23 protein-coding genes are annotated in these 24,283 nt (G+C 41.3%); 10 read left to right on the top strand and 13 right to left on the bottom strand.

Translation table 11 applies throughout. The features are described 5' to 3' along the window. Nucleotides 1-150 precede the first annotated feature (150 nt). Nucleotides 151-990, bottom strand: a complete 840-nt coding sequence (glcT, locus tag IEW76_RS14805) for a glucose PTS transporter transcription antiterminator GlcT (protein ID WP_188655145.1) — start codon at nt 988-990, stop codon at nt 151-153. Between the two features lie 157 nt (nt 991-1,147). Between glcT and IEW76_RS14800 the strand changes: the two genes are divergently transcribed. Continuing rightward, on the top strand, nt 1,148-1,945 hold the full coding sequence (locus IEW76_RS14800) for an HAD family hydrolase (protein WP_188655143.1): 798 nt from the start codon (nt 1,148-1,150) through the stop codon (nt 1,943-1,945). A gap of 56 nt (nt 1,946-2,001) precedes the next feature. On the opposite strand, the gene IEW76_RS14795 is transcribed toward IEW76_RS14800, so the two are convergent. Continuing rightward, the gene (locus IEW76_RS14795) at nt 2,002-2,352 is read right to left on the bottom strand and encodes a YfhH family protein (protein WP_188655141.1); all 351 of its coding nucleotides are present in this window, start codon (nt 2,350-2,352) and stop codon (nt 2,002-2,004) included. 82 nt (nt 2,353-2,434) lie between these two features. On the opposite strand from IEW76_RS14795, the gene IEW76_RS14790 reads away from it, so the two are divergent. Beyond that, nucleotides 2,435-3,094 (top strand): SDR family NAD(P)-dependent oxidoreductase, encoded by a 660-nt coding sequence (locus IEW76_RS14790; RefSeq protein WP_188655139.1) that lies wholly within the window; start codon nt 2,435-2,437, stop codon nt 3,092-3,094. Between the two features lie 269 nt (nt 3,095-3,363). On the opposite strand, the gene recX is transcribed toward IEW76_RS14790, so the two are convergent. After that, nucleotides 3,364-4,179, bottom strand: coding sequence for a recombination regulator RecX (recX, locus tag IEW76_RS14785; protein ID WP_188655138.1), 816 nt, complete (start codon nt 4,177-4,179; stop codon nt 3,364-3,366). Nucleotides 4,180-4,298: 119 nt separating this feature from the next. Between recX and IEW76_RS14780 the strand changes: the two genes are divergently transcribed. The 8 genes from IEW76_RS14780 (at nt 4,299) to IEW76_RS14745 (ending at nt 14,142) form a co-directional block, all read left to right on the top strand. Then, on the top strand, nt 4,299-5,204 hold the full coding sequence (locus tag IEW76_RS14780; protein ID WP_188655137.1) for a TIGR01777 family oxidoreductase: 906 nt from the start codon (nt 4,299-4,301) through the stop codon (nt 5,202-5,204). A gap of 21 nt (nt 5,205-5,225) precedes the next feature. Further along, nucleotides 5,226-6,338, top strand: coding sequence for an amidohydrolase (locus IEW76_RS14775; protein WP_188655136.1), 1,113 nt, complete (start codon nt 5,226-5,228; stop codon nt 6,336-6,338). Nucleotides 6,339-6,778: 440 nt separating this feature from the next. Beyond that, the gene (locus IEW76_RS14770; protein ID WP_188655135.1) at nt 6,779-8,197 is read left to right on the top strand and encodes an MBL fold metallo-hydrolase; all 1,419 of its coding nucleotides are present in this window, start codon (nt 6,779-6,781) and stop codon (nt 8,195-8,197) included. A 211-nt stretch (nt 8,198-8,408) separates the two neighbouring features. Beyond that, nucleotides 8,409-9,206: a DUF4397 domain-containing protein gene (locus IEW76_RS14765; protein ID WP_188655134.1), complete on the top strand. Its 798-nt coding sequence runs from the start codon at nt 8,409-8,411 to the stop codon at nt 9,204-9,206. Between the two features lie 58 nt (nt 9,207-9,264). After that, a complete protein-coding gene (locus tag IEW76_RS14760) occupies nt 9,265-9,852 on the top strand; it encodes a class F sortase (RefSeq protein ID WP_188655133.1) in 588 nt (195 codons plus the stop codon). Nucleotides 9,853-10,188: 336 nt separating this feature from the next. After that, nucleotides 10,189-10,740, top strand: a complete 552-nt coding sequence (locus tag IEW76_RS14755) for a GNAT family N-acetyltransferase (protein ID WP_188655132.1) — start codon at nt 10,189-10,191, stop codon at nt 10,738-10,740. Nucleotides 10,741-10,843: 103 nt separating this feature from the next. Next, nucleotides 10,844-10,966: a YfhE family protein gene (locus tag IEW76_RS14750; protein WP_156969235.1), complete on the top strand. Its 123-nt coding sequence runs from the start codon at nt 10,844-10,846 to the stop codon at nt 10,964-10,966. 845 nt (nt 10,967-11,811) lie between these two features. Next, a complete protein-coding gene (locus IEW76_RS14745; RefSeq protein WP_188655130.1) occupies nt 11,812-14,142 on the top strand; it encodes a sensor domain-containing phosphodiesterase in 2,331 nt (776 codons plus the stop codon). Between the two features lie 83 nt (nt 14,143-14,225). On the opposite strand, the gene hpaB is transcribed toward IEW76_RS14745, so the two are convergent. The 10 genes from hpaB to IEW76_RS14695 all read right to left on the bottom strand — a co-directional run bounded on the left by hpaB (nt 14,226) and on the right by IEW76_RS14695 (nt 24,254). After that, complete coding sequence (gene hpaB / locus IEW76_RS14740; RefSeq protein ID WP_188655128.1) at nt 14,226-15,635, bottom strand: 4-hydroxyphenylacetate 3-monooxygenase, oxygenase component; 1,410 nt, start codon at nt 15,633-15,635, stop codon at nt 14,226-14,228. Nucleotides 15,636-15,804: 169 nt separating this feature from the next. Further along, nucleotides 15,805-17,166 (bottom strand): sodium/glutamate symporter, encoded by a 1,362-nt coding sequence (locus IEW76_RS14735; protein WP_188655126.1) that lies wholly within the window; start codon nt 17,164-17,166, stop codon nt 15,805-15,807. Nucleotides 17,167-17,528: 362 nt separating this feature from the next. Further along, nucleotides 17,529-17,735, bottom strand: coding sequence for a hypothetical protein (locus IEW76_RS14730; RefSeq protein WP_188655124.1), 207 nt, complete (start codon nt 17,733-17,735; stop codon nt 17,529-17,531). An 11-nt stretch (nt 17,736-17,746) separates the two neighbouring features. Continuing rightward, entirely contained in the window at nt 17,747-18,415 is a 669-nt protein-coding gene (locus IEW76_RS14725; RefSeq protein WP_188655122.1) for a Tad domain-containing protein, read from the bottom strand. Continuing rightward, entirely contained in the window at nt 18,412-18,804 is a 393-nt protein-coding gene (locus IEW76_RS14720; RefSeq protein WP_188655120.1) for a TadE/TadG family type IV pilus assembly protein, read from the bottom strand. Before IEW76_RS14720 ends, IEW76_RS14725 begins: the two co-directional genes overlap by 4 nt. Before the next feature lie 3 nt (nt 18,805-18,807). Then, a complete protein-coding gene (locus IEW76_RS14715; RefSeq protein ID WP_229721253.1) occupies nt 18,808-19,518 on the bottom strand; it encodes a hypothetical protein in 711 nt (236 codons plus the stop codon). Between the two features lie 51 nt (nt 19,519-19,569). Continuing rightward, complete coding sequence (locus tag IEW76_RS14710; RefSeq protein WP_188655118.1) at nt 19,570-20,382, bottom strand: hypothetical protein; 813 nt, start codon at nt 20,380-20,382, stop codon at nt 19,570-19,572. A 47-nt stretch (nt 20,383-20,429) separates the two neighbouring features. Further along, on the bottom strand, nt 20,430-21,266 hold the full coding sequence (locus tag IEW76_RS14705) for a hypothetical protein (RefSeq protein ID WP_188655116.1): 837 nt from the start codon (nt 21,264-21,266) through the stop codon (nt 20,430-20,432). Nucleotides 21,267-21,331: 65 nt separating this feature from the next. Beyond that, nucleotides 21,332-22,786 (bottom strand): hypothetical protein, encoded by a 1,455-nt coding sequence (locus IEW76_RS14700; RefSeq protein WP_188655114.1) that lies wholly within the window; start codon nt 22,784-22,786, stop codon nt 21,332-21,334. Between the two features lie 52 nt (nt 22,787-22,838). Next, entirely contained in the window at nt 22,839-24,254 is a 1,416-nt protein-coding gene (locus IEW76_RS14695) for a vWA domain-containing protein (protein ID WP_188655112.1), read from the bottom strand. Nucleotides 24,255-24,283: the final 29 nt, after the last annotated feature.

Raw genomic sequence — 24,283 nt, 5'->3', positions numbered from 1 at the left:
TCACAAACGCTTTCATTTAAAACATTAAAAAAGGCATGAGTAAAAAAAGACTCACAAATCTTCATAAAGGTACACGTTACCCTTAGTATGATTTGTATTGTCTTTCCTTACTCATGCCTGATCGTGTCAGTAACACGTAAAGAATAACATTTATGATGATTGCAAACGCTGTAAATGAATTGTTAAATAAACAATTTCAGCATCGTCAATAGGCTGTTTTAGCTTTTGTTGCATAATCTTAATCAACTTCCAAGCTAAATTATAGCATACGGGATACTCATTTTTCAATAGGTTATCGAGTTTTGTTCTCTCTCCTACTTCTTCGCCTTTGTAAACACGGTCAATCGCACGTCTTAAGTGTTGAACAAGTCGGTGAAAATCAATGCTTTGGCGATCCAGATCAATCGCAAGCTCCTGTTCAATCAGTTGCGTTAGTTGCCTGATTAATTCTGAGTCCCGACTAATTTGGGAGATTTCTTTATCTGTGATGGCACTGTGAATGTGCATCGCAATAAAGCCAACTTCCCCTATCGGAAACTGAAAACCAAGCCGACTTTCAATCATATCAACAACCTCTAAAGCAACTTCATGTTCTTTAGGATACAACGACTGGACTTCAATTAAAAAAGGATTGTTAAAATCTAATCCTTCCTTCATACGCTTAATTGCGAATGATAAGTGATCGGTTAATGCAATGTGAATATGCTCATTTAAGGTACTGTCCATCCGCTTTTCAATATGTGATAAGAGATCGTCCATAAACCCAATAAATTCTTCCCCTACATAGGGTAAGAGTTGTTTGTAATTTTCTTGCATCACCTTATCTTCTAATAAAAACGTCTTCTCTACTTCACTCACATTTAGAGCCTCTCCATTTTTCTTGCCAAACCCAATCCCTTTTCCGATCAAGATGACTTCCTCATGAACAGGATGGATGGCTATGACAACATTATTGTTGAGGACTCTTTTGACCCTAGCTGAAGCAGGCATTCCCTCACCCCATTTCCACTCTTTTAACCAGTTATGTCTCTTTATCTTTATCATAACAGTCTTTTCTATTTGTATAAAAACGCTTGCAAATTATAAAATAATTTTATGGTAAAATCAATCTTTGACCCTAATCCATATAATAGAAGGTGTGTTACATATGATAAAAATGCTTGTTCTTGATTTAGATGGAACAATTTTAAACTTTGAGAAAGAAGTGAGCCCCCGTGATATTGAAGCCATTAAGAAAATCATGGATCACGGTGTTCAATTAACCATTGCCACAGGCCGCCTCGATCACGAGATAGAAGCTGTCCTAGAGATGATGGATCTAAAAGGAAAAGCCAACCGCATTAGTCAAAACGGTGCTTTTGGTTACGACAAAGAAGGAGTCCACATCCACAGTCATACATTTGACCCACCCCATGTCAAAGAGATCTTCCAAGCAGCCGTGCATGAAGAGTTAATCACAACAGTGTCTACAGAGAAAGATGTTTATGTTCAGGAAGAAAGCGAAGGCCTTGAGGCAATGAAAAAGCGAATGTTCCGTCCTGTCATTGTCGACCCTAACTTAGCCGACAAGCTCGGAACAAACGTTGAACCGTCCAAGATTTCTCTTCACGGAGCGAACATTTCACTCAAACAAATGCAACAAAGAATTGAAGAACAGTTCGATCATCTGCTCGACACATTCATCTCGGATCCTGCATGTCTTGACTTAATGCCAAAAGACATTAGCAAAGGGGCAGGAATTAAGCACCTTCTTGAATCATTTGAAATACAACCAGAAGAGATTGCGTGCGTCGGGGACTCCTTTAATGATTTATCTATGTTCAACTTGACCGAGCATAGTTTTGCGATGTCTCAAGCTGAACAAGCTGTAAAAGACCAAGCAAGTCACGTTGTTCCTTCTGTAGCCAAAGCGATTGAAACCATGTATGATCAAAAATTAGTTTAAGTCAACGAGAAAGAAAAGTCCCGCATAAGGTTGGCGTTCCTTGTGCGGGACTTCTTCTATGATTGAACCTTCTTTCCAAACATTGAGATAGGCATCGCTTCTTGCTCCTCAGAACCTTGAACTTCTAATCGTTCACCTTGTGGATTCAGGCGATACCCCCAAGCGAAAACCCCGTTCATATATACAATCTCAAAGAAAATCCCCGGGTCTCCCTCGATCTCATAAATCTCCCCAACCTGATACTCGGCTGGGTTCATCATATATGATTTTGCCATAATAATTTTTCGCTGATGGACCGCATATTCATTCACCATTCCCATTTGCTCAGCTTTCCTAGCTTGTTCAGTAAGCTCAGCCACACGGTCTCGTAACTCTTCAATTGTCATATCGCTAAAACGTTTCTCCATGTTGACACCCCTTTCATTTACATTTTAGCAACGATTGGACACAATAGAAACTAGATTCTATTTAAAGAAAGGGAGTCATTACATGAGTTACATAGCGATCACAGGAGCCGGAACAGGTCTAGGAGCAGCTCTTGCCAAACAATACGCTGCCCATGACAATACGATTTATTTACTTGGAAGAACAGAAGACCGACTACTCTCCGTAAAGCGAGAAATTGAAGAACAAGGAGGAATCGCAAACGTTGTCGTTTGCGACGTAACAGATCCATCTTCCGTTGAAGAAGCGATGGCACAAATGCCGAAGTTAGACGTTTTAATTAACAACGCAGGACTCGGTATTTTTGGACCTGTACAAGAACTTACTCCATCTGACATCAATCAAATGCTTAATACAAATGTAAAAGGAACCATTTATATGACTCAATCTGCTCTACCTCGTTTAACGGAATCAGGAGGCAGAATTCTAAACATGATCTCCACTGCTGGTCTTAGAGGAAAAGTAAACGAATCCGTTTATTGCGCGAGCAAGTTCGCACAACGAGGTTTCACAGAAAGTTTACAAAAAGAATTAGCCGAAACCTCCACATCCGTAACAGCTGTTTACATGGGTGGTATGAACACCCCATTTTGGGATGGAAGCGAGCATGTGAGTAACCCATCAAAACTCAAAGACCCATCCACAGTAGCACAAATCATTTACAACCAAGACGACGGAAGAGAAGAAATTAAAGTCGATCAGTAAGCTCAAAAGCGGAAGCGACCGGTTAGCAACGTATAGGCTGGACTGAACCGCAGTGAGATCAAGGAAACACGAGGAGCATAAGCGAATCGATGTTGACTGATCGACCGGAGGTGAGGGAAGTCTACTAGTTGCTGGGCGCTGGAGCTGGATGCAAACAAAAGCGGAAGCGCCCGATTAGCAACGTATAGACTGGACTGAACCAAAGTAGAGCTTAAGGAATCACGCAAAAAAGGAGCTGTCACCTGTTCTCACAAGTGGCAGCTCTTTCTTTATTCTTCCGTCACATATTCTTCTAGAAATTGTTCAATCAACTCAAAAGGAAAACCTTTACGGTATAAAGCCCCTTTAATTTTATGCTTTAACTCATATCCCTCTGCCTTTGAAGCATATTTACGAAGAGCTTTCTCTCCCTGGTGAACAACGGCCTCCCATTCGGCATCATTGTCCTTTTCCTCCTTCACATCGTCCATGACAACTTTAATCACGTCTTGAGGAAACCCCTTTTGCATAAGCGTTTGTTGGACTTTTTGAACCTGCTGTTTGAAAGACTTCTTTCCATCTAAACGAAGCTTCTTCTCTACCCATTTGCTTGCCTTTTCCACTTGGTCTTCATAGGGATAGTGTTGAAGCGCATCTTCTGCTTCATTTGCTGTTAAGCCTTTTTCAATCAGCTCTTTCTTTACAAGCATTGGTCCTTTACTAGACGTATGAAGCCGTGTTCGAACGAGAGCCACCGCAAATTCCTGGTCATTAAGGAGCCCCTCTTTTACTAAGCGGTCTACCACATAATCAATCTTATCCTCATCGTATTCTTTCTCCCTCATATACGTCCTCATCTCTTTCACAGAGCGCATCCGGTAGCTTAAGTAATTGAGAGCCAGGGAATACGCTTTGTGATAACCGTCTTTCTCTACAAGAACTTCAATCGTTGGTTCATCAAGCTCTTTCCCTTTACGAAGCATATATTCAATTAATATTTCTTCGTCAACGCTAAAGGCGTAGGCTTCCCCTTCGCCTCGGTCCAGGAAAATGTTATAGCGCTGCGTATTTTTCTTTTGCGTAGTTATTTTAGTGATTTTTGGCAATCATATTCACCTCTGTTTCATCTTATCACGAATAGAGGAATGACCCGTACATTCCTCTATCGCTTTTTCTAAAGAACTGATATAAACTAAAATTACCTATATTTGTAGGAGGGTTTCCAATGCGAATAGCCATTACCGGAGGAACAGGTTTTGTAGGAACACACATCACGAGACATTTTGTTCACCAAGGTCATGAGGTTTACGTTTTAACAAGGAATCCAGACAAACACCCTAATACGGATCAAGTAAAATATGTAGGATGGTTAAAAGATGAATGTAAACCAGAAGAAGAACTTCCCCCATTAGACGGGATTGTGAACCTTGCAGGTGAGAATTTGAATAGCAGTCGATGGACAGAGGAAACAAAACGAAGCATCATGAACAGTCGTATTGAAGCAACAGAAGCAGTATTAGACCTGATCAAAACGATGGAACATCCACCCGGGGTACTTGTTAACGCATCCGCAGTAGGTTTTTATGGCACATCAAGAAGCGAAACGTTTACAGAAGAGACGACTACTCCAGGTGATGACTTCCTTGCAAATGTCGTAACAGAATGGGAAAAGCGGGCGGAACAAGCGGCAGATTATAACGTCCGTACTGTTTACTTACGCTTTGGAGTAATACTCGGTGAAGAAGGGGCTCTCCCTAAAATGGCCCTTCCATATAAAATGATGGCTGGAGGTCCTGTTGGTGACGGGGAACAATGGATGTCGTGGATCCACATCCAAGACATCGTTGGGATTGTCGACTTTGCTTTAAACAACGAAAATGTGTCTGGACCAATGAATGCAACTGCCCCTGAGCCAAAACGGAACAAAGAGCTTGGTCAAACAATCGGGAAGGTACTAAACCGCCCTCACTGGCTACCAGTCCCTTCTCTCGCATTAAAAGGAGCACTTGGCGAAATGAGCATACTCCTTCTACAAGGACAATACGTATATCCACAAAAGGCACTAGACCTAGGCTATGAATTCAAATATGCAACGCTTGAACCAGCCTTGCGCGATATTTTGTGTGATTAAAGAAAGGGAAATAGGCAACCCATGAAAACTCGTATTACAAATGTTTCGATTCACCCCATTACATCTCCTGCTATAGAACATGGAGAAGTTCTAATTGAAGACGAAAAAGTTAAAGATATTGGGCAGACTGTGGATGGAGGTTCAGATGATGAGGTCATTGATGGACAAGGCCTTTACTTGTTTCCAGGCTTCATTGACGTTCATACCCACTTAGGTTTATATGATGAAGGAACAGGTTGGGCAGGAAACGATGCCAATGAAACAATTGAACCCATGACACCGCACATTCGTGCTTTAGACAGCGCACACCCGCTCGATAGTGCTTTTCAAGACGCGCGTCAATTCGGGATTACGGCAGCTCATATCATGCCCGGTAGCGCAAACGTAATTGGCGGTACGACTTCTGTTATTAAAACGGTAGGAAAGAATATTACGAACATGTTATTGAAAGAAACGGCCGGACTTAAACTTGCCTTAGGTGAGAACCCAAAACGCATTCACTCTCAATCACGTGATGATTCAATTACCCGCATGGGCATCATGGGTATGCTTCGTGAGACATTTATACGCGCTCAGTGGTGTGAATATCCTGAAGACCCACGGAACAAACCAATCATTCAAGCACTAAAACGTGAAATACCTGTACGCATTCATGCGCACAGAGCGGATGATATTATGAGCGCGGTTCGTTTTGCTGAGGAATTTCAATTAGACCTTCGCATTGAACATTGTACAGAAGGGCACCTCATTGCGGAAGAACTAGCAGGACGTAACCTGCAAGTAGCTGTCGGCCCAACATTTACCCGCCGCTCAAAGGTAGAGTTAAAGAATAAATCTTGGGAAACGTCTCGGGCACTTACAGAACAAGGCATTCATGTAAGCATCACAACCGACCACCCCTACACTCCTATTCAGTATCTAAATGTATGTGCAGCCCTTGCTGCTCGCGAAGGTCTTTCACCACAAAAAGCACTTGAAGCAATTACCATACTTCCAGCGCGAAACTTAGGTGTAGACGATCGTGTTGGTAGTATAGAAGTGGGGAAAGATGCGGACCTTGTATTGTGGAATGGCCACCCATTTGATTTTATGGCCAAGCCTATATGGACAATGATTGACGGTAAAATTGTATAACCCCTCCCCTCTTTGGTCGTCAAAGAGGGGTTTTTGTTGATTCAGTTCCTATTAATTAGGGGAACCTGTGCCCCCCCACTACATTCAAATTTTTTTTCAAATACACATGGCTCAAAATAAAATGCTTTAAAAACATACTTTTTTACCTCCGTGGGTACATACGTTACACTGGACATATCCTATTCCTTTATATTTGTTAACGTTTTGTGAAGAAACGGTAATTTTGAAGGAGATTCTAGGCTTTTCTTAGAAGAAACCTAGTTAGGACAAGATCTTAACCCGCAAACATTAATTGCCAAAAAACAAACCCCTTTACCCCTAAGGGTATATGTGGTACTATAAAAAATGTAGCAAGCAAGACAAAAATTTTTTAGTTATTTATATACCTCCACTGGTATAAAAGATTGATATAAAAAACTTATTAAAAGCGAGGGATTTTCATGTTATTAAAGTATTTTTATGATGAAAAACTAGCACAGGCTTCTTACATGGTTGGTTGCCAAGCAACTGGTGAAGCACTAGTTGTAGACCCTTCCCGTGACATTCAAGCTTATTTAGATACTGCCAAGAAAGAAAACTTAACGATCACACGCGTTACAGAAACACACATTCATGCTGACTTCGTTTCAGGTGCAAAAGAATTAGCAACAGAAACTGGCGCAATTGCTATGCTTTCTGGAGAAGGCGGTAATGATTGGACGTATCAATTCCTAGATCAAATCAATCACGAAATTGTACGTGATGGAGATCAGTTTATGGTCGGTAACGTAAAGATTGAAGTTATGCACACTCCAGGTCACACACCTGAATCAATCTCATTTGTTCTTTACGATCGTGGCCAAGATACGCCAATGGGTGTATTCACAGGCGACTTTGTATTCGTTGGTGACGTTGGCCGTCCTGACCTTCTTGAAAAAGCAGCTGGCCAAAAAGACACGTCTCGCGTAGGCGCTAAACAGATGTTTGAATCTCTGAAACGCTTCAAACAACTACCAGACCACATGCAAGTATGGCCTGGTCACGGTGCCGGAAGTGCTTGTGGTAAAGCACTTGGTGCGATCCCTTCAAGTACAGTTGGATATGAAAAAGTAACCAACTGGGCACTTCGCCACGACGAAGAGGAAGCATTCATTAACGAATTAATCAGTGAGCAACCAGAACCACCGAAATATTTTGCTGTCATGAAGAAAGTTAACAAAGTTGGCCCGGCTCTTATTCGTGAATTAGGCGAACCTAAAAACACACTTCTTTCAGCAGATGAGCTAACAAAAGAACTTGAAAACGGAATGCAACTAATCGATACACGTCCTGCAAGTGAATTCGCTAAAGAGCACATCGCAGGAACAATCAACATTCCAAACAACAAGTCCTTTGCAAACTGGGCAGGTTGGTTAGTTGATTACGATAAGCCTGTTTATCTAATCGCAGACGAACAGAACATCGAAGATTTAACGAAATCCCTTCGTTCCATCGGAGCTGACGATGTGGCAGGTTATATGGAAACAGCTGCAATTGCTGGCTTAAAAGGAGAAGGCATTGCAACTGAATCTTATGAAGTAGCCACACCTGATCAGCTAAAAGACAAAATTGCTAACGAAGAAGTAACCCTAATCGATGTCCGTAACGAAGGCGAATGGAATGATGGACACATCCCACAGGCTCAGCACATTATGCTTGGTTATCTTCAAGAGCGCATTGACGAAGTTCCAACAGATAAACCAGTTGTACTGCAATGTCAATCTGGTGGTCGCTCTGCAATGGCTACAAGTATTCTACAAGCAAACGGTATTAAGAATGTAACAAATATGGCCGGTGGCTTTGGTGCTTGGTCTAAAGAAGACCTACCGCAAACGAAATAAGATTATATAAAGAGCGCCTTATTAAGGCGTTCTTTTTTTATCTACTCCCCATCTAAACGGATATCTGGACTTGGTGCACAGAGTGAGAATTTTAGGTCGAGCACATTGAGAAGAGTTTGAAGGTTGTTTTTATTGCATAGCGGGTAATACAATGAATGTACAACAAATGAACAAATGTTGTACAAAAACATTCAAAGGAGAGATTTTTTAAATGAAAAAGATCTTATCAGCACTTTTTGTCACGATGCTTATTGTAGGAACAATGGGTTCCTCAGTTTTTGCCGACAACCATAGCGATATGGCAATGGTTCGTGTTCTTCACGCTTCCCCTGATGCTCCTGAAGTTGATGTTTATGTAAATGGAAATGCAGTTGTAGAAGGTGCTTCTTTCAAAGCTTCAACTGACTACTTAGAACTACCTGCTGGTGAACATACTGTTGAAATCTACGCGGCTGGCACGAAAGGTGAGAAAGATCCAGTAATCTCTCAAAGCTTATCTGTAAAAGCTGGAATGGCTTACACGGTAGCAGCGATTAATACATTAGAAAATCTCGAACTCAAAGTTGTAGAAGATTCTATGAACATAACAGAAGGAATGACGAAAGTACGCGTTGGACACCTTTCTCCTGACGCTCCAACAGTAGATGTTGGTGTTGTTGGTGGAGATGCACTATTTAGCGGTGCAACATTCCCTATGGTAACGGATTATAAAGAACTTGACGCAGGCACATATGATTTAGAGATTCGCACAGAAGATGGTACACAAGTTATGGACCTTTCTGGTACATCACTTGAAGAAAATACAGTATACAGCGTATTTGCCGTAGGTATGGCAGATAATCTTGATGTATTAATGCTTAAAGACTACACGCTAATGCCTAACGATATGCCTCAAACAGGTATGGGTGGAGCATCTACTGACTCTACATCTTACCTACCAATACTTGCTGGTGTTGCCGTACTAGGCGCTGGTGCACTACTGTTATTCCGTCGTCGTACTCAACAATAAAATGAAACGCTTATCCATTGTGTTCACTCTTCTCTTATTAACCGCTTGTAACGAGGAGATGTTAGGCACGGCAAACGACACTCAAACTGTAGAACCGGAGCAGGTTGAAGCTACCATACAGCACCTTTCTTCTACGAGTGTCAATGCAACTAGGAAGGCTTCTAAACAACAACCTACCCTGTTACAAGAACCTGAGCAAGAAGGGATCTCGCCTGTTCATATCCGCATCCCTGCCATCGATGTTGATGCACCTATTGTCCAGAAAGGATTGAACAAGAGTGGGGAAATGGAGGTTCCTAATAACGGTGAGGATGTTGGCTGGTTTGAACCTGGGACAATGCCAGGAGATAGCGGTAACGCGATTCTCGCTGGTCATGTCGATGATCGTAATGGTCCAGCTGTTTTCTTTGATCTCAAGCAGCTAGAGCAAGGAGATTTAATCCTTTTGATGGGTGAAGATGGCAAAGAGCTTACTTTCGAAGTAGACAAAGTAATCGCCTATCCTAAAGACGATGCCCCTCTTCGTAAGATTTTCGGCCCATCCAACCATAGAAACCTCAACCTTCTAACTTGTACAGGTACGTTTGATCATTCAATCCAAGATCATGAAGAACGTCTTGTTGTATATACTTCTCTAAAGCCTTAACAGAAGGTACCAGTCCATCTTTAACATGTTAAAGGTGGACTGGTTTTCTTTCCAAATATTTTTTTGAAAATGAGCAAAATAATGATTCCCTTTTAAGCTTGGATCGAGTACTATAAGGATAGAGATATGATGCGAAATCATAAATTATTAATAGACAATTTCGCAGGGAAGGCAAATGGTGAGCCACCAGTTACGACTGGTCCTAGTGGGTTCGATTCCCACCCCGGATTTTTGTGAGCATTTGATAAAAATTCGAGGGTGGTTCGAGACCAGGAAACCAGTGTATGGATTCCCAAGCGGTACAATTCTGCCCTCATGACCAGGAGGGTATTTTTTATGTTGAAAAAACGCGATTTGCACGAGTCCCCGCACCTTTTCGATTTGATGTCTGACCCTGAAGTTTTCCCTTATGTCCGCCACAAAGCTTATTCCTCAGATGAATATTACTTTCTAACAAAACAAACCCTCGAGGCTGAAGAACGCGGCGAATTGATTTCTAGAACCATTCTCGACGAATGGAACCAACCCATTGGTACGATTAACCTATTTGACATGGACAACAACACTGGTTTCTTAGCAACCTGGCTAGGTAAACCGTTCCACGGTAAAGGGTATAACCGTTTAGCTAAAGAAGCTTTCTTTGAAGAGTTGTTTTTTGAATTAGATGTGCAAACCATTTTCATGAAAATTCGCAAAAGCAATCCAAGATCTCAAAAAGCTGCTTTAAAACTCCCATACTGCTCCATGGCAAACAAAAGTTATCCAGAAGTTTACGACTGGATTAATCATGACGATGAGGTATTTGACCTCTTTGCGATCTCTAAAGATCAATTTGTCTTTCATTACTATCGTACAGACGAAGGGGAAGAACAAGCACAAGAGGCATGAAAGTCAGCTTAAGGAGCTACTCGTATTTAATAAAGCGAGTAGCTCTTTTTGTATAATTTTCCTCTTTTCCGCCTATCCTATAACTAAAAAGGAGGCATCCCTAATGAAATCAAAAGCCCAACAAGCCAAAGAACGACGAAGCAAATTAAGTAAAGCTCAAGAAGTGATGTATCGTAAAGAATTTAAACGAGCGAACACAGCTCTCGATCATGCAAAGAAGAGTTGATTTTTTTGAAAATTAACCCTGTTGAAAAAAGTTATCCACACAGTTGTGCACACTGTTAACAAGTTTGGAAAAACCTTTCATATCCGTTCCCCATTTTGTGTATAATAAAATGTGTATAACTTTTCAGAATTTTGTGGATTATGTTGATAACATCTGGAAAACACATGTATATAACACTTCACTTGTGGATATAACTGTGTATAACAGATTGTTCCATTTAAGCGAATTTTATCGCAATCACATGCACCGATTCCTCCCCTTTTCGTGCACATATAAAATGGAACAATCACTCTGTACGGCTACCTAACCAGTAGCCGTTTTTTTTATTTCAGGACGCTTCAGGAGGGCGTCCTGGCGCTTTGTGGCTTGGTCCGGGCGCTCTGTGGCGGCGTTCTGACTCTTGGCGGCCTTGTCCGGACACCCAGAGCCGGCGTCTCGACACTTAGTGCCCCCGTCCAGACAACCAGCGGCGGCGTCTCGACACTTAGTGCCTCCGTCCAGACAACCAGCGGCGGCGTCTCGACACTTAGTGCCTCCGTCCAGACAACCAGCGGCGGCGTCTCGACGCTTAGCACCCCCGTCCGGACACCCAGAGCCGGCGTCTCGACACTTAGCGCCTCCGTCCAGACACCCTGCGACGGAGTCACGACGCTTTACGATCCTGACCGGACACCCAGAGCCGGACTCCCGACAATAAAGCATGTCAGGCACCCTTTAACAAACTAAAGGGTGCCTGACACACTTTATTGCTCTACTAGGCTAACGTAAAAGTTATTGCTCCCTTTTAGGCTTTTGTTTTGTTATAATACTTTTATCTTGAAGACTGAAGGAGGAGCTTATCGATTATGCTACAATCTGAACCAGAACTATTTGAAGTACTCCAACTTATCTACCGTGAAATGGATCAACGCAGTGTTCCTGAGGCAATCTATTATGCTCTAGAGCAGATGAATCATTTTTTCCAAAGTGATGGGGCTGTCGTATATACAACTCATAACGGTCGTTTGTTTCCTGATTACGAAGCGATTTTAAATACAAGTCTATATCCCCTCCCCTTATTATCTCCTTCATGGCTAAAAGAAGTACATGCCTCAGATCAATATATCCACACCAATCCCCTTTCCTCACCTATAATAGAACCATTTAAGAATATGCCTGCAACGCATCACATTGTCGTTCCTTTAGAGTATAAGGACCTGCAATTAAACGGAGCTCTTGTTGTCTTTTCAAACAAACCCTTTAAGCATGACCATTATATTACCCCACTCATTACATTAATCGGGGTCATGTTAGCTCAAAAGCAACCAACTTCCAAGGTCGAAGAAGAAGGCGTGTTATACCGAACAGACCAAGTTCGACGTCAGCAAGCCGAATTTATGCGACTCGCTAAAGACGAACGACTAAACTCTGTAGATTTAGTTCCCGCTATGCGAATGCTTTGTGAATCCACAGCCCATACGCTTGGAGCTAGTCGTACTAGTATCTGGCTGAAAGAAAAGGATCAACATTCGTCATACTTTGAGAATGTAACATCATACTCGAGCGAAACTAGGTCCCATTCAAGAATAGACCCTTTGAGAAAAGATGAGCACCCCGCCTACTTTGAAGCAATCGAGGAAGAGCGTACCGTTTCTATAGACAACACCACTCTTGATTCTCGTGTTAGTGAGTTACAAGACGTTTACTTTCACAAGAACAACGTATACGCCTTATTAGATGCGCCAATTCTTTGTAACGGGAAATCAATTGGAGTCTTATGTGTGGAACATACGAAACCAAGGCACTGGACATTTGAAGAAGAAGCTTTTGTCAGTTCCATTGCAGACCTGACTGCTTTCGTACTAGAACATATTGAACGTAAGAAAGCTGAGAATAAGATCCGCAACCTTGCTTATGTTGACCCGTTTACCCAGCTACCGAACCGCAATCAGATGGAAGCTTATATGGAAGACAAGATAGCACAGGTAGATGAAGAGATAGACAAATTTGCGGCCATCTATATTGATTTAGATCAGTTCTGGAAAGTTAACGAAGCGCTAGGGTATAAAGTGGGGGATCAACTGATTCTCGCCATTACGAAACGTATTAATCACTTACTTGAAGACGGGGAGCATTTAGGGCGTTTAAATGGGGATAGCTTTCTCTTGCTAACCCAAGTTACTTCTAACCAACACGCTCTTTATCGTCGTATTCAAACCTTTAAGGATGCGTTTAAGGAAGCTTTTACCGTGAACGAACAGTGCTTATTCTTAACGTGTAGTTTTGGGATTGCATTTTATCCGGAGCATGGAGATTATTCTGGGGTTTTAATCCAACATGCACATCGGGCTACTTATGAAGCAAAGCACGCAGGGCGAAATGGACTTCAGGTTTATCAAGATTCAATGGAGCACCAATCAAAAGAACGCCTAATTTTTGAAATGAATCTTATGCAAGGGCTACAAGAAGGCCAATTCCAACTGTATTATCAGCCTCAGATTGACCTTCACACGAAGAAAATTGTAGGTATGGAAGCTTTAATTCGCTGGCATCATCATGAGCATGGCCTTATATCTCCGGCTGATTTTATCCCATTAGCCGAAATTACAGGACACATTGTCCCTATCGGAGAATGGGTTATACAAGAAGCTGCTCGTCAATTGAAAGAATGGAATGAGATGGGACATAGAGGTCTCACTGTTTCTGTGAACATTTCACCGCGTCAGTTTCAACAAGGAAACCTACCTGAAGTGATTCAAGAAGCCATTGCTAAAACAGAAATCGAGCCTTCTTCTCTAATAATAGAAATAACAGAGAGCTTAGCTATGGAAAACCAGGAACGAATCATGAAGCAAATGGATGCTATTCGAGACTTAGGGTGTTGCATTGCAATTGATGACTTTGGCTCTGGCTATTCTTCATTACGCTATCTTCAACACTTCCCCATCCAATCATTGAAGATTGATCGACGTTTCGTGGAGAATATTAATTCAAATCAAAAGGATGCAGCTATAGCGAGAACAATGATTAACTTAGCCAAAAGCCTAGAACTAACTGTGGTGGCTGAAGGTATAGAAGAATTGGAACAACTCAAAACCTTAAGAAAAATGAACTGTCACCAAGTACAAGGGTACTTTATATCAAGGCCGCTTCCTGTAAGAGATATTACAACATGGATGAAAAAGTACTCTTTATAAACAAAGAACCAGTATCTCTTTCATTAGATGCTGGTTCTCATAATAGGGCCCTATCCATCTAAACACTTACTGAATGGTGGCTATTACTCTAAGAAACGGTTCACCCGTTGGATTGCACTCTCAGTCGAATACGTTTTATACACCGCTTGGGCAAGTCTAACAGGGTCTCCGAAAAAGAAGCGTTCATAAAGAGTTTGTCTTGAACCAAATTCACTCATCGACAAATCCCAAGCAAGTCGAAACAGCTCGACTTTTTCTTTCCCTCCCTTTTCGTATCCTTTTAAATAGAAGTTAAGATCACTACCTATTTCAGAGGAAAAGTCACGTTCAGACGGGAGAGTCACCATCCCGCTAGCACCGAGTTGTTGAAGAATTTCCATACAACGAGGATAGAAACGCTGGAATTCATTCACTGCTACGTACAGAGGTAAAGGATCAGGGATATATACGCCATTTTCATCTAACGTTCCTGTTCCTTCTGCCTTAAACAAAAGGGCTTTCATTGATTCAACGCCTCGAATCATTTCCGCCATCTTCCCCTGCACATGCTCATACTCACCAACGTTAATCATCTCAATGATGGATTGAGCCACCCCAAGGGCAAATTCAGCCTTTATCACTTGCCTTGAAACAATTTGGTGGAGGGTAAACGGAATAAACTTCCCATCTTGATACAAACTGGCTACTGCCCTTATATTTTCATAAATAAACACCCGGTCCCAAGGGACAATAACCTCATCGAATAACACGATTGTATCCATTTCATCAAAACGGGAAGAAAGAGGTGTATCTGAATGGGCAAAAGAACGCCTGCATACAAACTTCAATCCCTTTGTATCACTCGGTATCGAAAATAGGTATGATTGATCTTCTTCAGCAGTCCCCGGAGTGGAATACACAATGATCTCGTCTGTGATTCCCCCTTGTGTTGCGAGTAATTTCGCCCCTTTTATAACCAAACCTTCATCGCTTTTATTTACGATGCGTGCATTCGTAACCTCCTCATCAAGAACTGAGAGCTTAGATCGGTTTGATTGAGGACTAATAAACGTATGGGTAAATGATAAATCTCCCTCACGTGCGTATTCGTAGAAAGACCTCAACTTCTTAGGGAATGTTTTCTTCTCACCTTTAAGGACCTCGAGAGAAGCAGCAAAAGAAGCTAACACGGTATTCATATAATCAGGACTTCTCCCCATAAGTCCTCCATTAAAAGAGGCCCACTCTTGAATCATGCCTTTTCTCTTCTGCAAATCCTCCATTGAACGAGGGATTAGGTAAGAGACGCCAACCGCCTCCCCTGTTTTCTCACTTCTAACAGTCATATTCTTCACCTGGTGCTGCAAATCATATAAAGCTGCTTGGCTTTTAATCATTCCTGCAAAAGCAGGGTGCTCTGAGATCTTCCCCGTAACCCTCTGCCCCTCATACCACACATTGCTGTTGAGTGCATTGATTCTTCTGAGGTACTCATCGCCTGTAATGGCCGGCATATGCTCACATCCCAATCTAGAAAGTTCATATCTTATATTATTAGGGAATCCACTAAATGTGAGCATAAGAAAACCCTCGTTCCTTAGAGAACGAGGGATTCTAATAATGGTTCGTCTGACAGATGACGCCCTGAGTTAGAGGCATTCTGAATAAGTTCTGACATTTATATTATGAAACTTTTGAATCTTGGCTTGGAATATACGCTTTTGAGTTTGGTACAAGCCAGCCCACTCTACCAGCAATAGCCACGATAACAAGACTTCCCCCTAATAAAATCAAAGAGAATACCGGTCCTAGTCCACTCATCGCCATAACAGGTCCAAGCGCAATAATTAAGATTTCAATCGGAATCATGCCTACATAACCTAGAGCATAATCATCAAGCGTCGTACTCTCTGATTTCGGGTCTACGATGCGCAGTAATGCAATTCCCATCGCTACCGTTCCTGTGCTCCAGCCCCAGCCGAAGATCCCATTCTCAAACCAGTGCTGATGGAACACGCGTGGTGCGATAAAACGGAAAATGCAATATGCCCAAATGACACCAAACACCATTAAAGCTAATAGTGGCCATAAGTATGAAGCTACTACCGCTAGGTTAATAGAGGTCATACCAAAGATGACAATTAAATCTGTAGCTGTCCCGCTTAAACGGTCAATAATACGCTTATCCACATATTCATTCGTTCGAGTGCCATTCAACACCATTTGGATCATGAGACCGACCACAAAGGATAGACTCAATAGCGGAATACTCACTTGCGGGAACAACGTTTCAATACCTGTCTTTAAATAGAAGCTACCTAATACCACAACTCCTAAAATAGCAATGTGGAAAAATAACGGATCTACCGTATTGCTAGAAACCGTATCTTCACCTGAGGCCACACGCTTGTCCTTCTTCACAAGCCCTGTACGTAACTCTTGTGGCAGATCGCTAAAATCAGAAATGAAGTTTGTTTGCTTCTTCTTTGTATTTGTCTTAATTAACAATAGTCCGCCTAGTATAGAAGCAACAAGTCCAATCGTAGCTGATGTATACCCGAGGTCTGTCGCCTCTTCCCAGCCAAGACCACTAAACGCCTCTCCAATCGCCGCTGCCGTGCCATGGCCTCCAAGGAAACCAGCACCTAAGATTAAACCAAAACCATCTGGAACATCCGACACTCGGGCAATCAGAAGGTACGTAATAAATGCTCCACCGCCCCACATGAGTAGCGTAAGTAGCATGGAGTAGACCCACATGTTCCGAACCCGTCCGAAGGTTTTCTTCCACTGAACTTTAGCAGCTCCAATTGGAATAGCACCAAAAATGACGGCAATTAAAACCGTTGGATAAGAAGAAACCATATCGCTAAACGGCAGAAGGTCAAACCCATTTGGTCCAAAGGTTAGTCCTAAAACCCCTGCTGTAATACTTGCTGGAATAAATAATTTTTGCATAAATGTAACTTTGGCACGTAACACCACGCCAATTAGTAATAATACGGAAATGACACCTAAATCAATCGCTAAATCCCAAACTGTCATTTACCCACGCTCCTTTTATATGATTATTGTCTTTCTCTCGTATAGGGTAACTCTGTAAATGTAGGGTAGAGTTCTCGCGGAAGTTAAACTTCAAAAATATGGAAAGGTAATTCATTAAAAACGACTTTTTTAGGCAGAAAAAAAGCCGCTTCAGGTAGAGGGATCCTCTTGTGTTGGCAGCCTAGTGTGCAGGGAATTCGACAAAATATCTCGAGTTCCGACTTATTTAATTATAAGCATTTTTTCGGTTTTGGCAAGAAAAATTTTCAGGAGGGATTGTTCCCTCGTCCCATCTAGGGCTGGAGAAATTAAAAAAGAGAACACAAAGGTTGAGGCTTCATGTTCTCTTCTGTAGTATACAACTAGCTCTGCTCGCGCAAACGATTCAAATGTGTACTCCTCATAATCGGCAACCCAATCCCAACCGTAACAGCAGTAATTGGGAATCCTTCATCTCCCCCTAACCAGCCAGCGACAGAGACAGGAACATAAATCACATAAAAGAACACCATCAACGCAATGTAAATCCGGTTCATTTTCTTTTCCTTCTTTGTCTTTTGACCACTCATGTGAAGCCCTCCTATAAACCTAGTGTTTTGTCTCGGCTCCCCCAAATATCAGAAAGGAAATCTATTTTCGGTCCAGCTGATGACCGGAATATGTTTTCTTTTAGGTCAGCTAGAACTCTTTTAAATCCAGTTGACTGAAACTCATTGGAAGCTCGAACATAAATGCGATTGTTGTCGATCTTCATCTCCGCATCCTCCAATGAACCTCCGTTAGCTGAAATAGACGCTTTGGCTTTTTGTCTCATTTTCCTTATGATCTCATCCATTTCGTCATCGAAATACTCTCGTAACTTTGCTCGTGACGCAGGCTTGTCTAATTCTTCTTCAATCACTTGATCGATGGCTTCTAAGCGCAGCTCATGGTTTGTCCATTCTGCATAGGAACCATTGCGCCGTAAATCGTCTCTACGTTCTTTAACTTTTTCATCAAACTCCTCAAAGAATGAGTTCACTTTCCCTTCAAATGTATCTTCTTCATAGTCATCCATCAGGTTTTGCACTTCTTCATAAAGAACACTCGTTGCCGCTAAACTAGCTTGCTGTGAAGTAGTGTTCGCTTGTTCTTTAACGGCAAGAACACTTGATAGATTCATAACAAACACAAACAGCACCATCATTAACGCAAGGATTCCAATCACAAAGATCGTAATACTCCCATCCTCTTCTTTTAGATGTTTCATTCGATTACCCTGCCTCTTGCTGAAGTGGAGTAAGACACAGTTGGTTCACCGCCACCGAATAATGCGTCAGGTAAAATGACGAAGCTAATCTGAAGCTGCAGATCCACCTTAAACTCTTTACCTCCACTGACGTTAGCCGAGTAACTAATGGAATCACTAGCTGTTGACATAATCTCATCAGCTGCAGTCCTTGCTTCTGAAGCGTTCTTTGTAACAGAGTACACCTTTGCATATTCATTGGCTGCTGATTGGGCCACAATGATGCCATGAATCCCGACCGCGAACTGCCAGAAGATAAGAATGAGTAAGAATACAAGCGGAACGATGCCCAAGAACTCAATTGTCGCTGACCCATCTTCTTTTCTTAACTGGTTGAATCGTTTGATCATACGCTACGCCTCCTGTGATTCCACTTCGATGACACGCTGTCCTTCACGCCATTTAATCATGAACGAGGACATGAGAATAATAAAGAATGGAAAGATGATCACGTTCAACGCCATTTGAGTGACCATCTGCGCTGCAAAGGATGAGGTGATGTTAAAGATCCAAAGCGTAATCAGGATGCCTACGACTAGCTCCACAAATCCAACAAACGTCAACAACCCGAAGATTTTAAGGAGGTGCTTCCTCCCTAGACGAAATCCTTCACGGAGAGATTTGTGAATCGGTTTGCCGTCAAACATCGTCACGTAAGGTATGGGAAAAGCAATCGATAACAATAACAACCCAGGGATAATAAACAGCATAAACCCAATCGTCGTTACAACGGCTGTAATCACCGCAAAGACAAAGACGGTAAAGCCTTGAAGCATAAACTGAAGCAAGGCATCCCCAACACCTTTCTCCTCCCCAACATATTCGTTATACGCTAGGCGGATAAATGGCACTTGCGCCCATAGGTACAACAATATAGTCAGCAGTGCATAATAGATATCCCCAAACGAATACAGCGGTGTGAGCTGAGGGGTGATGGCGTATATATAATTGGTCGCAAATGAGTGAATCAACAACAAAGGTATCGTGGTACAAACCACTAATAGTAGGATTTGTTCGATCTTCCCTGTATACAGTTCCCACGTAAATCGAATGGGCTTATCCATAGCAAACTCCTTTTATTTGAGGCTTTTTTTCTTATAACACGCTGTAAAAAACTAATTAACGTTGTTTCTAATCAGCTTTCTATTCTTGTTATTTAAACTTTCGACCCTTTGCAAGAAAGATGTTCTGACTACCTCTTTATACTTCTCCTCTGGTAATTCATCTTGATTTTCCACATACGCAACTTTTTCAAGCTGTTGTTTCATATTTTGCTTTTCAGAACTAGAAAATTGTAATAAGTATTCTTTGATCTCTGCATTCATTTTGCTGCTAGGAGTCGACTCTAAAAGCCGATCTACTGTGTCAGTATTTTTGTGAAGCATAGAAACTTGTTGAAATTGTGTGTAGTCAAAATGAATGAAAATCTCAAAGATCTCCTCTACATCTTCATCAACAAAATAACCTTTTCCACTAATGATGTCTTCCACTTTTTTATTATAGTTTTCGAATAAATTTACTAGCTCTTTTTGCATGTCCAAACTTTTCATCATCATGGATAGAACGCTCTCGGATAACCTCTTTTCTTCCTCACCTATGTCACTAGATTTCATATGGATACGAAGATAATCCCGTATCTTCTCAAAAGGAAACATTTCAAGTTTAACCCTTTTACTACCCTCTTTATCTAATTGATTTACCAAGGCATTTAACAAGGTTAACTTTTCAAAAGATTGCTCAAACTCTTCCTGGCTTACTGAACCGGATGACGAAATTACTGCTAAACCTTTAAGTTGATTCCTAGAAAAATAACTAACGAGATAATGTTTTGCTTGATTGACTTTGTAACCAAATGGATTCAGGTCATATTTCTCAAATAGTTTCTTATCGCTTTTAGCCTTTTTTTCTAATAGCTGAATTTCTTGCATGAAATCAATCCTTCTCAATATCTTTCGAGCACATAAATATAATCTGTTTACGTAGATATAAGAAATTTAGTATCTATGTTTTCATTACGAATTAGTGGAATATTTTCTTGATTTAAGTTTGAGATGTTACCTCTATATCTACCTTTTACAAGATTCGTATATTCTTCTTTAGTAAGTTCAGATTGATCTTCTTTGTACGTAATGTCAGCCATATCTCTTTCTAATTTGTCTTTATTACTTGAATCCAACACTTTCAAATTCGCCCTAATATTAGAAGGAATATCTTGTGATGGTAATCGATTTAGCAGTTCATCTACATTTTCCGCTATCTTCCATTGATGATATAACTGTGTATATTGTATATAATCGATTTGTGCTAGTACATCTAGCATTTCTTGCAAATCTTCGTCAGTAAAGAAACCAACCTCATTAATAATAGAGTCCATATCCCGGTCATATTGTTTAAATATTGATACTAAATCATCTTGCATTTCTATATTAGATTGAATCGCATTGAATACTTTCGTAACATGCATCTTAGCTACAGAATCTAACTCCTGACCGTTTAAGCAGGTTTGCAAAAAATCTCGAGTTTCTTTAAAAGGCTCCATATCAATCGCCGCTCTACTTTGCCCTACAGAATCAATCTTAGTTGTCAGTAACTTCGCAAATGTTAGTTTATTAAAAACATGTTCAAATTCTTCTTGGCTTACAGACCCTTTTGTAGAAATAATAGCCTGACCTTTTAATTTGCTTCCTCTTACATAGGCAACATAATAATAACGATCCCCGTTCAATTTATAGGCAAACGAGCTTATGTTAAAGTCTTCAAATAGTTTTTTTAAAGCTTTTGCTTCTTTGTCTAAAAATTTTTGATCATGCATCTTATCATTCCTTTTAAGTTGGTGTAATAAAGGGAGGGCATATAATCAACTATATGCCTCGGATATTATGAAAACCAACCCTTCACCTTATTGTACGCATTCACAATGCTATCTTTAGCTTTTCTTCCAATCTCTTTAGCAGTTCTAATAGGACCGCCTTTCCAGTTGCTTGAAACCAACTTTACACCTTTCGATCCTAACCACAAGACAGCTCCTGCTGCAGCAATTCCCAGACCAGCTGCTTGAGCTCCAGGGATAGCAGTTGCCACCATTCCTGCATTCATTAAAGTATCTCCAAGACTAGCTGTGGCATCTGTTGTGGCAGTTATTTTTTCGCTGTTACTTGCATCACTATTGTAAACATCAATCGCTTTTGCTGTATTAAAACCTGTTTCTATAGCTGAGAAACCTGCTCCAATCCCAGCTGCAGCAATATTAAATTTAGATACCGCACCGTTACTTATATTTAAAGCTGTTTGAGAAACACCAGACAACGTTCTAGATCTGCTGGCAAGATCAGCATTTCGAAAATTTTCAATCTTTTTCACATCTCTAAATGTTTGAAAGGCGTCATATCCGCCTTTTGCATGGGCAGCAGTATCATATGCATTCGCCGCAGTCTTTACATAGGAATTATCCCCTGCTGTTAACTTAACACCATTAATCAAAATGTTTTTATAAAACCCACTAGGCGTTGCTCTAATCGAACTACCTTCTTGATAGTTAGCTAGATCATACATCATCCCCGCCTGGCCCATCATTATATCGTTCACTACGAATTTTGTTGCGTCATATTCAAAAGGCAACTTAGCATTCATCGGGTCTTCATTGGTAGTTGCGCCACCAACCGTACTAAAAGGCCCGTACATAAAAGGACTACTCGATCCTGGCGCACTAGTTCCATACCCGTAAAGACCTAAACCAGGTTGTGCATAAGGAGCGCCTTGTGTGCCGTTATCAAGAAAACCAGGCTGCGCATATGGATTCCCTTGCGTCCCTAATCCGTCAAAACCGGCCTGCGCATATGGATCCCCTTGCGTCCCTAATCCGTCAAAACCGGCCTGCACATATGGATCCCCTTGTGTCAGCCCTCCATTAAAACCATTTGCCTGCCATGGGGTTCCTTGTGTGCTTCCATAGCCATTAATAGCAGGGTTCGTCCAAGGTGTTCCTTGACTACCAGATCCATTAAAGCCTGCCTGGTTCCACCCTTCGGCATTCCATCCTTCTAAGTACCACGGGACACTCGTCCAATAGGCGCCGTTAAAATATTCGCCTTGAAAGCCGTTTCCATTCGTTCCTTCTCCATTCCACGTTTCTCCGTTTGTCGATTTCCCTTCCCATATCTCACCTGACCATTGGAGTTCTGAACTGTTCCATGGGTTGCCCTCCCAGGAGTTCCCCTCCCACGAATCACCTGACCATGATTCGACGGCGTAGACGGCAGGAACGAGGATCGGTTGGAAAGTGACAAAAACAATAGCCAAGAAAATGAAGAACTTTTGGATCACTTTACTCACCTGAGTCACCTCACCCTTGTTTTTACTTCCCCCTCACCTCAGTCGTCTCTTTTTAGTTCTCTGTATTCTCACTAAATTTCTCTTCAATAGATTTCTTTAATTCTTCTATTCTGTCAGCACTTATAGTTTCTAGTTTGCTGATAAGCTCTTTCTCAGACTTCTCAGCTAACTCTTCTATTTCATCTGCATAAGACAATAATTCAGACCGTTGATCATACGTAATAATTTCTTCATTTACAGCAATATATAGGAGAGAACTAATATCATTACCTTGACCTAAAGTTGTAAATGCCCAATCATTTTTGAACTCTAAGATATCAAAGCTATTGTCTACCTCTTCTGCATCAGCGTCAGATAACGCATCTTCTTTCCAATCTTTCCATTCTTCTAACACATCTTTAGCACGTTGGAATTCTTCTTCAAGCCCCTTTTGATTTCTTACGGTCGTATAAATCCCTTCCGATGCACGTGCAACCTGCTTCAATTGCTCTTGTGCATTGGCATCTGCCTGAAATCCAATAATGTTAATAATCGGCTGTGCATCTGACTTCGAGAACTGTTCAGCCACTTTGACAGGATCTCCTCCACAGGTTTCTATCCCATCACTGACGAGGTAGATGAGGTTTGTATTGGTTTCTTGATCAAATTGACTCATTGTATCTTGTGATTCTTTTAATGCATCAGCAATAGGAGTCCACCCTTTAGGTTCAAATTGATTTAAAGCATCGGTGAATTGGTCTTTGTTGTAACTTTGAAAAGAATATACTTGTTCAATTGAATTACAAGAGAGCTGTTTATCACCATCAGCACTTGATCCTTTATGACCGTACACACGTAATGAAACGTTCGCTTCTTTAGGAAGAGCAGCCAGAAAATCTTGTATAGATTCTTTTGCTAATTGCATCCTTGTCTTCCCATCCATCTTGGCTCCCATACTTCCACTTGCATCTAAAATAACTTCAACGTTGTAGTTCTCTTTAAACTGAAACTTTTCATCTGGTAAATCAGGGTGTCCTGATGCGCCATATTCCCATTTTTTTATGGTATTTTGCGGATCGGGGTAATCCATGGCTATCAAAGAATACAAATACCTGAGATACAACATTTTCGTTTCTTCATCGGCATCTTTTGGAAGAGGGTCCAATTGACTTAAATCTTCTTTTATCTTTTCTTCAACAGCATAGGGTTCTTCCCCACCATATTTACCTTCTTTTTGATTAATTAGATCCTGTGTGGTTTCAGGTAGTTCGGGTGCTTCTTCCAAGATAGACGTATCTATGCTTGAAGCAGAAGCCTTTTCTTCAGCACCCTGTCCTTCTTCTTGACTAGGTGATTCATCTTTAGAAGCAACTTTTTCTTGTTCTTCGTTCTTTGGTTTTTGTTCATTAGTCGTTTGTTCATCTTGACTGCTACATGCTGTGACGAAACTAGCTAAAAGTCCAATCATGATAAGCCTCTTGATATTCATAGCGAAAGCCCCCTAATCAAAAAAACGCT

Source organism: Pontibacillus salipaludis (genome assembly GCF_014642405.1).
Classification (GTDB): Bacteria; Bacillota; Bacilli; order Bacillales; family BH030062; genus Pontibacillus; species Pontibacillus salipaludis.
Note: the sequence above shows the minus strand (reverse complement) of the source record. Positions and strands in the feature narration are given on the sequence as shown.

Excerpts from the sequence above, each read along its gene's own strand:
- glcT (WP_188655145.1), bottom strand. The coding sequence starts at position 990 with ATGCCTGCTTCAGCTAGGGTCAAAAGAGTCCTCAACAATAATGTTGTC.
- IEW76_RS14800 (WP_188655143.1), top strand. The coding sequence starts at position 1,148 with ATGATAAAAATGCTTGTTCTTGATTTAGATGGAACAATTTTAAACTTT.
- IEW76_RS14795 (WP_188655141.1), bottom strand. The coding sequence starts at position 2,352 with ATGGAGAAACGTTTTAGCGATATGACAATTGAAGAGTTACGAGACCGT.
- IEW76_RS14790 (WP_188655139.1), top strand. The coding sequence starts at position 2,435 with ATGAGTTACATAGCGATCACAGGAGCCGGAACAGGTCTAGGAGCAGCT.
- IEW76_RS14780 (WP_188655137.1), top strand. The coding sequence starts at position 4,299 with ATGCGAATAGCCATTACCGGAGGAACAGGTTTTGTAGGAACACACATC.
- IEW76_RS14775 (WP_188655136.1), top strand. The coding sequence starts at position 5,226 with ATGAAAACTCGTATTACAAATGTTTCGATTCACCCCATTACATCTCCT.
- IEW76_RS14770 (WP_188655135.1), top strand. The coding sequence starts at position 6,779 with ATGTTATTAAAGTATTTTTATGATGAAAAACTAGCACAGGCTTCTTAC.
- IEW76_RS14765 (WP_188655134.1), top strand. The coding sequence starts at position 8,409 with ATGAAAAAGATCTTATCAGCACTTTTTGTCACGATGCTTATTGTAGGA.
- IEW76_RS14760 (WP_188655133.1), top strand. The coding sequence starts at position 9,265 with ATGTTAGGCACGGCAAACGACACTCAAACTGTAGAACCGGAGCAGGTT.
- IEW76_RS14755 (WP_188655132.1), top strand. The coding sequence starts at position 10,189 with ATGTTGAAAAAACGCGATTTGCACGAGTCCCCGCACCTTTTCGATTTG.
- IEW76_RS14750 (WP_156969235.1), top strand. The coding sequence starts at position 10,844 with ATGAAATCAAAAGCCCAACAAGCCAAAGAACGACGAAGCAAATTAAGT.
- IEW76_RS14745 (WP_188655130.1), top strand. The coding sequence starts at position 11,812 with ATGCTACAATCTGAACCAGAACTATTTGAAGTACTCCAACTTATCTAC.
- hpaB (WP_188655128.1), bottom strand. The coding sequence starts at position 15,635 with ATGCCGGCCATTACAGGCGATGAGTACCTCAGAAGAATCAATGCACTC.
- IEW76_RS14735 (WP_188655126.1), bottom strand. The coding sequence starts at position 17,166 with ATGACAGTTTGGGATTTAGCGATTGATTTAGGTGTCATTTCCGTATTA.
- IEW76_RS14730 (WP_188655124.1), bottom strand. The coding sequence starts at position 17,735 with ATGAGTGGTCAAAAGACAAAGAAGGAAAAGAAAATGAACCGGATTTAC.
- IEW76_RS14725 (WP_188655122.1), bottom strand. The coding sequence starts at position 18,415 with ATGAAACATCTAAAAGAAGAGGATGGGAGTATTACGATCTTTGTGATT.
- IEW76_RS14720 (WP_188655120.1), bottom strand. The coding sequence starts at position 18,804 with ATGATCAAACGATTCAACCAGTTAAGAAAAGAAGATGGGTCAGCGACA.
- IEW76_RS14715 (WP_229721253.1), bottom strand. The coding sequence starts at position 19,518 with ATGGATAAGCCCATTCGATTTACGTGGGAACTGTATACAGGGAAGATC.
- IEW76_RS14710 (WP_188655118.1), bottom strand. The coding sequence starts at position 20,382 with ATGCAAGAAATTCAGCTATTAGAAAAAAAGGCTAAAAGCGATAAGAAA.
- IEW76_RS14705 (WP_188655116.1), bottom strand. The coding sequence starts at position 21,266 with ATGCATGATCAAAAATTTTTAGACAAAGAAGCAAAAGCTTTAAAAAAA.
- IEW76_RS14695 (WP_188655112.1), bottom strand. The coding sequence starts at position 24,254 with ATGAATATCAAGAGGCTTATCATGATTGGACTTTTAGCTAGTTTCGTC.